The organism is Thiocapsa sp. UBA6158 (assembly GCF_002423035.1).
Lineage (GTDB): Bacteria > Pseudomonadota > Gammaproteobacteria > Chromatiales > Chromatiaceae > Thiocapsa.
The window spans coordinates 47,499-60,401 of record NZ_DIUM01000030.1; the positions used below are offsets into that span (position 1 = coordinate 47,499).

Genomic DNA, 12,903 nt, shown 5'->3' on the forward strand with positions numbered 1-12,903 from the left:
AGAACCCGAACATGAAGATCGCCCGCTTTCTGGACATCCACGGCACCATCCATTACGGAACCCCGATCGACGCCGGGCATGCCATCCGACTTGGCGGGCACCTCTACGAGGGCCTGACCGAGACCACCGACGAGATCGCGGTGGCACGCTGGCTGGCGCCGATCGCACCCGTCAACGTCTACGGCATCGGCCTGAACTATCGCGCCCATGCCGAAGAGACCGGGGCCGCCATCCCGTCCAACCCGGTCGTTTTCATGAAGCCCACGACGGCGATCACGGACCCGGGCGAACCCATCATTCTGCCGAACGCCTGCGAGCACGGCCCCGAGGTCGACTACGAGGCCGAGCTGGCCGTCGTCATCGGTCGTACGGCGCGCGATGTCTCGGTCGCATCCGCGCTCGATTACGTGCTGGGGTACACCTGCGCCAACGACATCTCCGCACGGCGCTGGCAGAAGGAAGGCGGTGCGGGCCAATGGATTCGCGGCAAGAGCTTCGACGGCTTCTGTCCGCTCGGACCGGTCTTGGTCACCGCGGACGAGATCCCCGACCCGCAGGCACTGAGCGTCATCTGCACACTCAACGGCGAGCGCGTCCAGACCGGCCACACCAGCGACATGATCTTCACCATCGCCGAGCTGATCGCCTTCTTGAGCCGCGACACCACACTCCTGCCCGGCACCCTGATCATCACGGGCACCCCGCCCGGTGTGGGCTTCGCGCGCACCCCGCCGCTGTTCCTGAGCGCGGGCGACCGGGTCACGGTCGAGATCGAGCGGATCGGGGCACTGGAGAGCCCCGTGGTGCAGGCGGTGTAGGGGCGGTGTAGGGCGGTGTAGGGGCGACTTTAGTCGCCCAGCCAACGCTTACATGGGACCAGGAGGCGACTAAAGTCGCCCCTACACCACCTACACCATCTACAGCGCGTCGTTCCGCCTCCGATCCAGACCGCCGAGGGGCAGATGACCGAAGACGATATCGCCCTCGGCCCCGTCGTCGAGTGCGATCTTGCCGATGCCGTTGCGGCCGTCGCCCGCGCGGATGACGTCGGCCCAGCCGCTGCGCCCGTCGTCGCAATAAACATCGAAAACGGCGTCGGCCGATCCGGTGATGGCGTTGTAGGCGCCGCGGCAGCCGTTCCGGCCGTTGGAGACACGAAAATCGGCTTTGAAGGGATTGGAACGGTAATCGCCGACGTAAACCTCCCCGCCCATGACGACGGCGAAGGGGCCGGAGGTGGAATAGCCCGCAGGCAGCGGATCCGGTTGGCCGAGGTCGATCTCGTCGAGCACCTGGCTCACGCAGGAGGAGTAGGACTCCGGATCCAGGTGCGCGCAGAGCCGCCGGGCATAATCCATCGGCGAAACGCTCGCACCGATCCCGCCGAGATGATTCGGCGGCACGAGTCCGCAGGCCCCGAGCACGATCGGCAACAGGGCGACGAGATGGCGTCGGGTCATAAGCGTTCTCCGCGCAAGACGACCGTTGAACGTCGCGGGCCGGCCGGTCGGGTCAGGACGGCTGTGGGTGCCGGTCGAGGCCGCGTCGATTCGGATCCTTGCCCGATAAGCACGCGATCAGTTTAGGCCCAATCGGCCCCGCCGGGGAGCCATTTCAACCCCTCTCCCGAATCCCGGGTCCCGCGGTCCATTGCTCGGCCGATGTAGGGATCGGCGCGTGAAGCCCGTGCATCCCGCCCTGCACAGCGGGGCGCTTTCGGACTAGAGTTGCCGCAACGGCGAGCCCCGGATGCGGCTGCCCCCGATCTCGAAATCAACCCGACACGGAGCGACTCAGGGATGCAAACCAGGCCATTCATACACGGAATCAAGCTCAGAGAGGGGCTCGGCGAGGGGCTACCCGAGACGACTCGGCTCGGCGCGCGGCCGAGCCCGCGTCTACTCCTCCTCGGCCTCTCGAGCCTGCTCCTCGCGGTCCTGTCGGGCGGCTGCGCCCAATCGCCGGGTTTGCCCGGACAACTCGCGGAACTCAGCTGTATCGGCGCATGCAAAAGTGCCCGCGACAGGTGCAACGCCGATGCGCGCTACGACTATCGCCAGTGCCAAGCCGGCTACAGCGAGGCATTCGTCGACTACCGCCGGTGTCTAGCTTCGGCATTCGAGCGCTCCGATTGCGGTTATCCCTGGTGGTCCTGTGCGGAGAATCTCTACGGCTACTGCGCCAATCGCGCCGTCGAGTGCGAGCAAGCCTGCCGGGCACGCAACGCCCCCTGACCCCCCCAAAAATTCGTAGTATGGTTAAGCGCAGCGAAACCCGTCGTCCCCGCTCGAACGCCTGAACCCAGCCCCGCCAACGCACCTCCGGCGGAAGCGATCGTCGCGCGGATCACTCGGTTCGGATGCATTCATAGTCGTTGCGGATCCAAGATCAAGCCCCGCGACGCCACGCCGTCCCGCTCGGCCCATCCTCGAGACCGATGCCCGCCTCGCTCAGCAGCTTGCGCAGACGATCGGCCTCGGCCCAATCCTTGGCGGCGCGGGCGGCGATACGCGCCTGAACCAGACTCTCGATCTGCGCGTCCGACATCCCGCCGTCGTCGGCCCGGCCGCGCAGATAGAGCTCCGGATCCTCCTGCAGGATGCCGAGAATGCCGCCGAGTCGTCGCAGCACCGCCGCCGGGCCGGCGGCGGCCCCGGGATCATCCGCTCGAATACGGTTGACCTCGCGCACCAGATCGAACAGGACCGCAAGCGCCTCGGGCGTGTTGAAGTCGTCGTCCATCGCGGCGTGAAAACGCTCGACGAAGGGCGTGGCAACGGACGCATCCACGGCCTCGGGCGCAAGGTCCGGCACGCCGCGCAAGGCCGTGTAGAGTCGTGTGAGTGCCGCACGGGCCTGCTCGAGGTGCTCGTCGTCGTAGTTGAGCGGGCTGCGGTACTGGCTGGTCAGGATGAAATAGCGCACCTCCTCGGGCCGGAAGCGCTGCAGGATCTCGCGCACGGTGAAGAAGTTGCCCAGCGACTTGGACATCTTCTCTTCGTTCACGCGCACGAACCCGTTGTGCATCCAGACGTTCACGAAGGGCTCGCCGGTCGCGCCCTCGGACTGGGCGATCTCGTTCTCGTGATGCGGGAACTGCAGATCCGCCCCGCCGCCGTGGATGTCGAAATGGCTGCCCAATGCGCAGGTGCTCATGGCCGAGCACTCGATATGCCAGCCCGGCCGGCCCGAGCCCCAGGGCGACTCCCAGGCCGGCTCGCCGGGCTTGGCGGACTTCCAGAGCGCGAAGTCCAGCGGATCGCGCTTGGCCTCGTCGACCTCCACCCGGGCGCCCGCGCGCAGGTCCTGCGGATCCTTGCCCGAGAGCTTGCCGTAGCCGGGAAAGCGCGCAACCGCGTAATAGACATCGCCGTTCTCGGCGACATAGGCGAGCCCCTTCTCGATCAGGGTGCCGATCATGGCGAGGATCTCGTCCATGTGCGCGGTCGCGCGCGGCTCGTCGGTCGGCCGCAGGATACCGAGCGCATCGGAGTCCTCGTGCATCGCCCGGATGAAACGCTCGGTCAGCGCCTGCATCGGCTCGCCGGCCTCGGCGGCACGGCGGATGATCTTGTCGTCGATGTCCGTGATGTTGCGGATATAGGTCACCTCGTAGCCGAGCGCACGCAGATAGCGATAGACGACATCGAAGACCACCATCACGCGCGCATGGCCGAGATGGCAGTAGTCGTAGACGGTCATCCCGCAGACGTACATGCGCACCTTGCCGGGCTCGATCGGCTGAAAGGGGTCTTTGCGGCGTGTGAGGCTATTGTGGATCTGCAACATGGAATGCACTCGCGAGTGGGTTGGTCCGGGCCGCAACAGGTCCGGAGCCGGGTTCCGGCAAGCCAGGCATGGTAACAAAGCCGAGGATGCAGGCGTGAACCCGCCTTTCCCCGACTGCGCAAAGCCCGTACCATTGAACCTAAACCGCGTCCAGAGCGAGATGCGCACTTTCGAGTGAACTCGACGTTTGGCGCGTCCACCTCCCTTAGCGGGGACGCGGTTTAAAACTTGATCTTTTTGAATACTTTAAACCGCGCAGGCTCCGAACATGTCTCGGAGCCGGCGCGGCCATGCCAATTCAACAAACGACGCATACCACGCCGGGCGCGGTTTAAACCCGAGTGCGCCGCCGGCGCGCCAGTACAGCCTGCGGAGATCTCTGATGATCAAGCTCACCACCAACCACGGCGACATCCTCCTCGAGCTGGATGCCGAGAAGGCGCCCAAGACCTGCGCGAACTTCGAGCAGTATGTCCGCGACGGTCACTACGACGGGACGCTGTTTCACCGCGTCATCGACGGTTTCATGATCCAGGGCGGCGGCATGAGGCCGGACTTCACGCCCAAGCCGACACGCGCTCCGGTCGAGAACGAAGCAAAGAACGGACTGAAGAACCTCGAGGGCACGCTCGCCATGGCACGCACCATGGATCCGCACTCGGCGACGTCGCAGTTCTTCATCAATGTCGCGGACAACGGCTTCCTGGATTATCCGGGGCAGGACGGCTGGGGCTACTGCGTCTTCGGACACGTCGTCGAGGGCATGGATGTCGTCAACGCCATCCGCGGCGTGCAGACCGGAACGCGTCACGGGCACCAGGATGTCCCGGTCGAGGATGTCGTCCTCGAGCAGGCGGGTGTGGTCGAGTAACGCCCCGCGCCGGGACCGGAGCGACGACCGCCGCGTGATCATTCAAGGCGTCAGCGTCTTCGTCTCCGACCTGCATCTGTCGCCGGATCGACCGGCGACGGTGGATCTCTTCCTCGCCTTCCTGGCCGGGCGCGCCCGCGAGGCCGATCAGCTCTTTCTACTCGGCGACATCTTCGACGCCTGGATCGGCGACGACGACGAGGGCACGCCCAACACCGAGGTCAAGGCCGCGCTCGCCGCGGTTACCGCATCCGGGGTCCGCTGTCATCTGATGCACGGCAACCGCGACTTCCTGATCGGGCGTGCCTTCTGCCGCGAGACCGGGTGCCGACTCCTGCGCGACCCGACCCTCGCCCGGTTCGCCGACGAGCCCACGCTCCTCATGCACGGCGACCTGCTCTGCACCGACGACGTCGCCTATCAGCGATTTCGGCGCCGCATCCGCAACCCGCTCCTCCAGCGCCTCTTCCTCTGGCGGTCACTCGCGGCACGCCGCAAGATCGCCGCCGACTACCGCCGCAAGAGCGGAGCCGCGACCGCGGAGAAGACCCCGGACATCATGGACGTCAACCAGGAGACGGTCGCCCGCTATCTACACCGCTACGGCGCCGTGCGCCTGATCCACGGACACACCCACCGTCCGGGCGATCATCGCGTGCGGATCGACGGCCGAGAGGCCGTGCGCTCGGTTCTGGCCGAATGGCACCCGGACCACGGCGAGGCACTGATCCACGGTCACTCCGGCTGGCACCGAGAGACCGTGCTGCCGTCAATCGCCCCTACCCCCTCCCGACCAGACGCGTGGTGCTGACGACAGGAGCACAACCTGCGCTTGCCGACACCGAGAGGCCGTGCTGCCTAAAGGTACGCTCAGAGGAGATCGGTCGCGGGATCAAGCCCGATCGCGTCCGTCACGGGCTTGTCTGCGGAGGCGAAGGAATAGCCGCATTCCTGCGGCGTCAGCTGCTCGGAGGCCACCCGCGGATACTTCCGGCAGCTCGGAGGGCGCATCGCATAGACCGCGCAACTGCTCAAACCCGCGTCGTCGAAACGCAGGAACGGGCAGGGGTAGGGCAGCTTGCAGCAAGCACCGCAACGGTTGCACGCGCCCGTTCGATCCGGGTCGACCGGCAAGAGCGAAGTGAACAAGCGCTTGGTTTTATTGAGCATTCGAAAGGTTTTCCGAAACAGCCATCAGTCTGCCGGGCGCATCTGATCCGGTCTGAGGCGCGGTGTGAAATAGCGGTCCGCATCGTCCAGGTCGACCGACTCACCTGCCGCGTCGACCAGCGGCTGCTCGTAGTCCTTCCAGCCCCGCAAGCCCGTCTGCAGCGAGGAAACGTCTCCGTAGCCGAGCAGGTTCATCGCATGGGCGGCCATGACGCTGCGGTATCCGGAGCGGCAGACCACCACGACCTCCCGGTCGCGCGCACGCACCAGCTCCGGGACCGTCTCCTCGTAGTCCCATTCACAGGCTGACTCGAGGATACCGCGCGGGACATTCAGAGACCCCTCGATATGCATGGCCGCGAATTCATCGGGCTCGCGGACATCCACCAGCAGCAGATCCGGGTTTGCCGCAAGCCGCTCCTCGAGATCCCAGGGCATGACCTCCTTCACATCGCTCACACAGTCTTTGATCAGCTCGAGAAATTTCTTCATCGCTTATCTCGCATGACAAACCTCGGTTTTCTCCAGGCCCGGTCTTGGCCTCATCCGATATCCCGGCCCGCTCTGCGCTCGCACAGACCGCGCTCCACCGCAATCACGGCCGCCTCCACGCGCGAGTGGACATCGAGCTTGCGCAGGATCGCCTTGACGTGAAGCTTGACCGTCCCATCCGAAATATTCAGACGGCGCGCGATCGCTTTGTTGCTCTGACCCTCGGCGAGATGGCAGAGGATCTCGTGCTCGCGCGGCGTCAGGTCGGCGATCCGGCCCTCGGCGGCCATGCCCGCGGCCTCGCCTTGGACGGCCTTGGCCAGGACGATCGCCAGCTCGGGTGCCACCACCGTGCGGCCTTGGACGATCTCGCTCAGCGCCGCAATCAGGGCATCCGGTTCCATATCCTTGAGCAGATAGCCCTGCGCACCGCCCTGCAGCGACTCGATCACGTCGCGCTCCTCGGCGCTCGTCGTGAGCATCGCGATCGGCATCCCCGGATGAGCCGCACGCAACCGGCGGAGCATCTCCAGGCCGTCGAGCTGCGGCATGCGCATGTCCAGCAAGACCACGTCGGGCAGGGTCTCGGCGACGCGCTTCAGACCCATCGCGGTATCGCCCACCGCCGCGACCACCTGGATGCCTCGGCGTTCCAACAACTCCTGAAGCCCGAAACGGAACAGGGCATGATCGTCGATCAGCAGGACGCGCATCAGGCCGCCACCCTTCCCTGGCGCGGGGTGCGCCGATTGCCGTCGAAGATCACCTCCACACGCGTGCCCTCCCCGGCCTCGCTCTCGATGCGCAGCTCGGCACCGATGCGCCGCGCGCGCTCCTCCATGATGGTCAGGCCGATGTGCTCGCCCGGATTGGATCCCTCCGCCGGGGTGCTGAAGCCGACCCCGTCGTCCTCGATCAGCAACACATGTTGGCCGTTGGACTCCCGAGCCAGCATCACCCTCACGGTGTGCGCTTTGGAATGCTTGCGGATATTGGCCAGCGATTCCTGGACAATCCGCAAGATCTGAAGCTCTTCGGTGGCCGAGAGATCGAATGGACGACAGTCATTCTGAAAAAGCACGTGCGCGCCTGTTTCCTGGCCGAAGCGGTGGGTCAGCTTCTCGAGCGCCGGCACCAGACCGCGTCGGTCCAAGGGGGCACGGAAGCTCGCCAGCAGCTCGCGCAGCTCGGTATGGGCCTCGTCGAGCCCGCTGCGGATCCGGCTCAGATCGTTGCGCGCCTCGAGCGAGATCGCACTGCCGCGCAGCGAGTCGGTCAGCATGCGACACTGAAAACGCAGGCTCGCCAGGGTCTGAGCGAGCGAGTCGTGCAGCTCGTGCGCCAAGGAGTTACGCTCCTCGACGATCGAAAGCCGCCGGGCCTCCATGTCCGAGCGCTGCTTGGCAATGGCGACACCCAAGTGATGCCCGACGGTGGCGAGCAGATCCAGAATGTCCTCGCGGGCCTTCAAGCCAGGCCGCTCGATGAAGACGGTGTAGACGCCGAGCAGCTCGTCGCGGTGCTCCAAGGGCACGGTGACGACCTCCATCTCGCTGCCGGCGAACATCCGCCGCCCGTAGACCTTGGAGCAATAGCGCGCGTCGTTCCCGCAGAGGATCTCCCCCGGTGTGAGGACACTCCCGCACAGACACAGATCCACCGGACCGATGTCCTGCTCGCGCACCAGGTCGTCGTCCAGACCGATCGCGCCGACCAGACGTCGCGATCCGTCGGGCATGACCAGACGCACGGTAGCCGCCCGGCCGTTGACCATCTCCTTCAAAACACGCAGGAAGCGCAGCAAGAGCTCATCGACGCTCTCCGCCTGCTGGATCCCGGCGGCCACGTCGTAGAGGATCTTCAGCGAGGCGGTCTTCTGCGCCAGCCGCATGGTCTGGCGCGCGACGCGGTTGTCCATCTCCTCGTACAGGTCGGTGAGCTCCTCGTTCAGGCTACGGATATCGCGCGCCACCTGAGCCAGGACCCCGGCATCGTCCAGGGCATCGCTCGCGCCCGGCTCCCCTTGGCAGACCCGCAAGAGCGAATGCTCCAGGCGCACCAGAGGCAGCAGCAGTTGGCTGCGCAACCGGCTCCAAAAGAGCATGGCGCCGAGCGCGGCGACGACGAGCGCCGCCGTGGCGAGCGGCGACGGCCAGTCCAGATGCGGCCGCGCGCCCTGCAGGGTCAACAAAGCGATTGCCGCGGCGAGCGTCGCCCCGACCACGACCCCGGGCACGGTGAGACCGGCCGCACGCAGGACCTGACCGACTCGCGACACCTCGACCTCCTCGCCGCGCTCGGCGACGATCCGCGCTTGACTCACGCTCACGGCAACACCTCCGGGGCCGCAGGCGTTCCGGCGACCGGCACCGGGTTCGGTACGGGCACCGGCGCATCCGGACCCTCGCGCTGTTGCAGCTCCCACATGGCGGCATAGTGCCCGCCCGCCTCCAAGAGCGCGCGATGCGTGCCCTGCTCGCGGATGCGGCCCTGCTCCAATACAAGGATGTGGTCGGCGTCCACGACGGTCGACAGACGATGGGCGATGACCAGGGTCGTATGGTTCTCAGCAACCTCGGCAAGCGTCTGCTGGATCGCCTGCTCGGTATGGCTGTCGAGCGAGGAGGTCGCCTCGTCGAAGACCAGGATCCGCGGCTGCTTTAAGATCGCCCGCGCGATCGCCACGCGCTGTTTCTCCCCGCCCGAGAGTTTCAGTCCGCGCTCCCCGACCATGGTCTCCCAACCATCGGGCAGGCTTTCGATGAAGGTCCGGATATGGGCCATCTCGGCGCAGCGCTCGACCTCCGCCCGGGTCGCCTCGGGCCGTCCGTAGGCCAGGTTGTAATAGATGGTGTCGTTGAACAGAACGGTGTCCTGGGGGACGATGCCGATCGCCGCACGCAGGCTCTCCTGGGTGACCTCGCGCAGGTCCTGCCCGTCGATCAGGATCCGCCCGCCCGTCACGTCGTAGAAGCGAAACAGCAGGCGGGCCAGGGTCGACTTGCCGGCGCCGCTGTGACCGACGACGGCGAGGGTCTGGCCGGGCGCGATCCGAAAATCGACGTCCCGCAGGATCGCCCGTTCGTGCTGGTAGTGAAAGTCGACGTGCTCGAAGCGGATCTCGCCGTCGCGCAGACGCAATGGCTTGGTATCCGGGGCGTCCTGGATCTCGGGGCGACGCTCGAGCAGCTTGAAGACCAGATCCATGTCCGCGAGCGCATACTTGATCTGGCGGTAGACGATCCCGAGAAAGCCCAACGGGATGAACAACTGGAGCATGAGCGCGTTGACCAGGACCAGGTCGCCCACACTCATCTCGCCCTGCACGACACCCTTGGCCGCGAAGGCCATGATCAGGGTGACGCCGATCGCGATGATCGCGCCCTGACCGAAATTCAGCAGCGACATGGAGGTCTGACTCTTGACCGCCATCTCCTCCCACTCGGCGAGGGTGCCGTCGTAGCGCTCGAGCTCCATGCGCTCGTTGCCGAAATATTTGACCGTCTCGTAGTTGATGAGGCTGTCGAAGGCCTGATTATTGGCCTCCGAGTCCAAGCGGTTCATCCGATGTCGATAGTCCATGCGCCATTCGGTAATGGCGAAGGTGAAGGTGAAATAGACCGCGACGGTGCCGAAGACGACCAGGGCGAAGGCCGGGCTGTACTGCTTCAAGAGGATGACCGCGACCAGCGTGAACTCCACCAGTACGGGCAGGACGCTGAAGGCGACATAGTTCAGAATGGTCGAAACCGATCGGGTGCCACGCTCGAGATCACGGCTGATGGCACCGCTCTGACGCCCCAGGTGATAGCGCAGCGAGAGCCGATGCAGGTGATCGAGCACCTTCGTGGAGAGCCGGCGCATGGCGCGATAGCGCACCCGGGCGAAGACCACGTCGCGCAGCTCGTTGAAGAGCGAGGAGCTGAGCTTGAGCGCCCCGTAGGCGACCAGGAGCGAGATCGGCAGCACCAGCACCTGATTCGGCGTGGCCTCGAAGGCATCCACGATGTCGCGCAGCACCAAGGGGACGCCGACATTGGCCACCTTCGCCGCGATCAGACAGACCAGCGCCAGCAAGGCACGCCCGCGGAACTCCCACAGATAGGGCAACATTCCACGGAGATTGTGCCAATCTCGTCGGTCGGAGTGGATGCGCTCGGTGGCGGCGATTCGGTTCATGCAAGCCTTTTAAACCGCGCCCGGCGCGGCATGTGATGTTTTTGGATGGGATCGGCCCCGGCAGACTCGACGATTGTTGGAGCAGGCGCGCTGTAAGTTTTAAAAAAGAGAAAAGTTTAAACCGCATTTCCACCAAGGGTGATGAAATCACCAAGGCCGAAGACACGTCGTTATCCGGTCGGCTCGCCGCGGCGAGCCGACCGACCAAACCTGTACAAATGAGGACGCATCATGGCAGATCCCACCATGGACAGCACGGGTTGCAGCATGCACGAGCCCTACGCCTTGCAGGTGCTCGGCGACCAGATGGAGCCCGAGTTCCCCGATCGCTGTATCGTGATCGTCGAGCCGACGGACAACCGCAAGAACAACAGCTTCGTGTTCGCCGAGGTCGAAGGCGTGCGCTGGTTTCGCAAGTATGTCCGGGAGGACAACGGCACCGAGCGACTCCTCGCCCTCAACCGCATCTATCCCGACATCACGCTCAACGGCCTGGACTGGCACGTCCTGGGCGTCATCATCCAACGCAACATCCGGCGCAAGATCAAACACTACGACTACTCGCACGAACCCGAGACTTCGCCGACGGTGGCCATCACGGATCTGACCGGCCGGTGATGACCGGCAACGCGGCATCCAAGCCGCGCCGCGCACTCGGCGCACGCGGCACAACCGAGCCTGCCCGCCCGCCGCGAGCGCGACCGCGGATTCCGCTCCTGCTCGCCGTCACCCCGATCGTCATCCTGGCGGCGACCCTGATCGCCTGCTCCCCCGGGGGCGACTCGCCGTCCAGCGCCGGTCGCGAGCGCGCCGCCGCCGATCACCTGGTGGCCTCGGTCGCCGTGGAGCGCGCCGCCACGACAAGCAGCCACGAGCGCCCCGGCTCGCTGCGTCATCGCCGCGCGGTGCGGCTCTTCAGTCAGGAGGAAGGCCGGATCACCGAGCTGGATGTCTTCGAGGGCGACCTGGTCCGAGAGGGCGAGATCCTGGTCGCCCTCGAAGACGACCTCCTGCAGGCCGAGCTCGACAAGACGCGCGCAACCCTGGCCCAGGCCGAGCTCGACGTGGGGCGACTCGACGATCTCGTGCGCAAGCGCGCCGCCTCCGACGCCGAGCTCTCGCAGGCGCGCACCGCCGTCGCCGTCGCCCGAGGCGATGTTCGGCTCCTGGAAACCCGGCTGGCCTTCACCCGGATTCCGGCCCCGTTCGACGGCGTCGTGATCGAGCGTTTGGTCGAACCGGGTGATTTCGTCTCGAAGAATACCCACCTTCTTACGGTTGCCGATCCCGCATCTTTGGTCGCGGAGGTCTATGCCTCCGAGCTGATCCTGCCGCGAATGAAGGTCGGCGACCCGGCGCAGCTGCGCATCGATGCCCTCGGCGCGGCGCTGTTCCCGGCCCGGATCCTGCGGATTCATCCAAGCCTCGAGCAGACCAGCCGACAGGGGATCGTGGAGTTGACGTTCGAGGACCCGCCGCCCGGCGTGAAGGCCGGACAATTCGTGCGGGTCATGCTCGAAACCGCCGCGGTGGAGCGTCTGCTGGTCCCTTTCCGTGCGCTGCGGCGCGACCGCGACGGCGAATTCGTCTGGCTGATCACGGATCAGGACCAAGCCTCCCGCCGCAAGGTCAGAAGCGGCTTGCAAATGGCCGATCGCATCGAGATCCTCGAGGGTCTCGCGCCGGGCGATCGGATCGTCACGCGCGGGTTCCTCGGACTGAGCGAGGGCAAAACAGTCAAGGTGGTGCCCGAATGAATCTCGAACACCTCTACACGGCCGTCGAGCGGGTGCGCAACGGCTGCTATCGCGACAACCCGCGCGAGGCAACCCGTCTGCGCACCTACCCGGTCATGCTCGCGAGCGCCGCCGCGCCGGCAGCCAGTCCGACGGAGGCCTATCTGCGCACGGCCTGTCTGGCCTACGCCTGGATGCCCGAGCGGGTGCGCATCGACCAGAGCCACCTCGCCGCCGCCGTCGAGGCATTCGAGGCCGCGCGCAGCGCCTCCCGTCGCGGCCCCGACGCCGGCCCCGATGCCGAGCACGCCGCCATCCGAGAGCGAGGCGTCGACGCCATCGCCGCCAGCCTCGGCTCGGTGGTCGGGGCCTCGATGGTGCTTCATCTCGCCGCACCCGGCATTTTCCCGATCTGGGACGAGCGCATCGAGCGCTTTCGCCTCGACGAGGAGCCGTCGCCGTACCACATGGGCCAGGCCCGTCACTATCTGGCCTTTATGGACGAGATTCGCGGCCTCACCGCTCACCCGCTCTTTCTCACCTTCCACAACGAATTCTGCACCGCCTACCAGGCACGCCTGCAACGCCTGCGGATCTCGCCCTATCCGCTGACCGAGACCAAGGTCGTGGAAGCCGCGATCACGGAGCTCACGGGCGAGTAACCAC

14 protein-coding genes are annotated in these 12,903 nt (G+C 65.9%); 7 read left to right on the top strand and 7 right to left on the bottom strand.

The annotated features are described in order from the left end of the window. The first annotated feature begins 11 nt into the window (after positions 1-11). The gene (locus B4N44_RS04790) at positions 12-818 is read left to right on the top strand and encodes a fumarylacetoacetate hydrolase family protein (RefSeq protein WP_296697421.1); all 807 of its coding nucleotides are present in this window, start codon (positions 12-14) and stop codon (positions 816-818) included. A 99-nt stretch (positions 819-917) separates the two neighbouring features. On the opposite strand, the gene B4N44_RS04795 is transcribed toward B4N44_RS04790, so the two are convergent. Beyond that, on the bottom strand, positions 918-1,460 hold the full coding sequence (locus B4N44_RS04795; protein ID WP_296697423.1) for a hypothetical protein: 543 nt from the start codon (positions 1,458-1,460) through the stop codon (positions 918-920). 339 nt (positions 1,461-1,799) lie between these two features. Between B4N44_RS04795 and B4N44_RS04800 the strand changes: the two genes are divergently transcribed. Continuing rightward, the gene (locus B4N44_RS04800) at positions 1,800-2,234 is read left to right on the top strand and encodes a hypothetical protein (RefSeq protein ID WP_296697425.1); all 435 of its coding nucleotides are present in this window, start codon (positions 1,800-1,802) and stop codon (positions 2,232-2,234) included. Positions 2,235-2,388: 154 nt separating this feature from the next. Here the strand turns inward: B4N44_RS04800 and cysS are convergent, their stop codons facing one another. Continuing rightward, the gene (cysS, locus tag B4N44_RS04805; RefSeq protein WP_296697427.1) at positions 2,389-3,789 is read right to left on the bottom strand and encodes a cysteine--tRNA ligase; all 1,401 of its coding nucleotides are present in this window, start codon (positions 3,787-3,789) and stop codon (positions 2,389-2,391) included. A gap of 382 nt (positions 3,790-4,171) precedes the next feature. On the opposite strand from cysS, the gene B4N44_RS04810 reads away from it, so the two are divergent. Both B4N44_RS04810 and B4N44_RS04815 read left to right on the top strand, forming a co-directional pair. Next, positions 4,172-4,660, top strand: a complete 489-nt coding sequence (locus tag B4N44_RS04810; protein WP_296697429.1) for a peptidylprolyl isomerase — start codon at positions 4,172-4,174, stop codon at positions 4,658-4,660. Then, positions 4,626-5,471, top strand: coding sequence for a UDP-2,3-diacylglucosamine diphosphatase (locus tag B4N44_RS04815; RefSeq protein ID WP_414718113.1), 846 nt, complete (start codon positions 4,626-4,628; stop codon positions 5,469-5,471). Before B4N44_RS04810 ends, B4N44_RS04815 begins: the two co-directional genes overlap by 35 nt. A gap of 59 nt (positions 5,472-5,530) precedes the next feature. Here B4N44_RS04815 and B4N44_RS04820 read toward each other — a convergent pair whose 3' ends face one another. Genes B4N44_RS04820 through B4N44_RS04840 form a run of 5 tightly spaced genes read right to left on the bottom strand, consistent with a single transcriptional unit; the run spans position 5,531 to position 10,501 of the window. Further along, entirely contained in the window at positions 5,531-5,830 is a 300-nt protein-coding gene (locus B4N44_RS04820) for a hypothetical protein (protein WP_296697433.1), read from the bottom strand. Positions 5,831-5,854: 24 nt separating this feature from the next. Next, entirely contained in the window at positions 5,855-6,322 is a 468-nt protein-coding gene (locus B4N44_RS04825; protein ID WP_296697434.1) for a rhodanese-like domain-containing protein, read from the bottom strand. Positions 6,323-6,372: 50 nt separating this feature from the next. Further along, positions 6,373-7,035: a response regulator gene (locus B4N44_RS04830; RefSeq protein ID WP_296697436.1), complete on the bottom strand. Its 663-nt coding sequence runs from the start codon at positions 7,033-7,035 to the stop codon at positions 6,373-6,375. Then, on the bottom strand, positions 7,035-8,651 hold the full coding sequence (locus tag B4N44_RS04835) for a GAF domain-containing sensor histidine kinase (protein ID WP_296697438.1): 1,617 nt from the start codon (positions 8,649-8,651) through the stop codon (positions 7,035-7,037). The genes B4N44_RS04830 and B4N44_RS04835 overlap by 1 nt, the downstream gene beginning before the upstream one ends. Then, positions 8,648-10,501, bottom strand: coding sequence for an ABCB family ABC transporter ATP-binding protein/permease (locus B4N44_RS04840; protein WP_296697440.1), 1,854 nt, complete (start codon positions 10,499-10,501; stop codon positions 8,648-8,650). Before B4N44_RS04840 ends, B4N44_RS04835 begins: the two co-directional genes overlap by 4 nt. 231 nt (positions 10,502-10,732) lie before the next feature. Here B4N44_RS04840 and B4N44_RS04845 point away from each other — a divergent pair, with 231 nt between their 5' ends. The 3 genes from B4N44_RS04845 to B4N44_RS04855 are packed head-to-tail and all read left to right on the top strand — an operon-like array spanning position 10,733 to position 12,899. After that, positions 10,733-11,119 carry a S24 family peptidase gene (locus B4N44_RS04845; RefSeq protein WP_296697442.1) on the top strand — a complete coding sequence of 129 codons (387 nt, stop codon included), beginning with the start codon at positions 10,733-10,735 and terminating at the stop codon, positions 11,117-11,119. Continuing rightward, positions 11,119-12,258 (top strand): efflux RND transporter periplasmic adaptor subunit, encoded by a 1,140-nt coding sequence (locus tag B4N44_RS04850; RefSeq protein ID WP_296697444.1) that lies wholly within the window; start codon positions 11,119-11,121, stop codon positions 12,256-12,258. Before B4N44_RS04845 ends, B4N44_RS04850 begins: the two co-directional genes overlap by 1 nt. Beyond that, complete coding sequence (locus B4N44_RS04855) at positions 12,255-12,899, top strand: hypothetical protein (RefSeq protein WP_296697446.1); 645 nt, start codon at positions 12,255-12,257, stop codon at positions 12,897-12,899. Before B4N44_RS04850 ends, B4N44_RS04855 begins: the two co-directional genes overlap by 4 nt. Positions 12,900-12,903 lie beyond the last annotated feature (4 nt).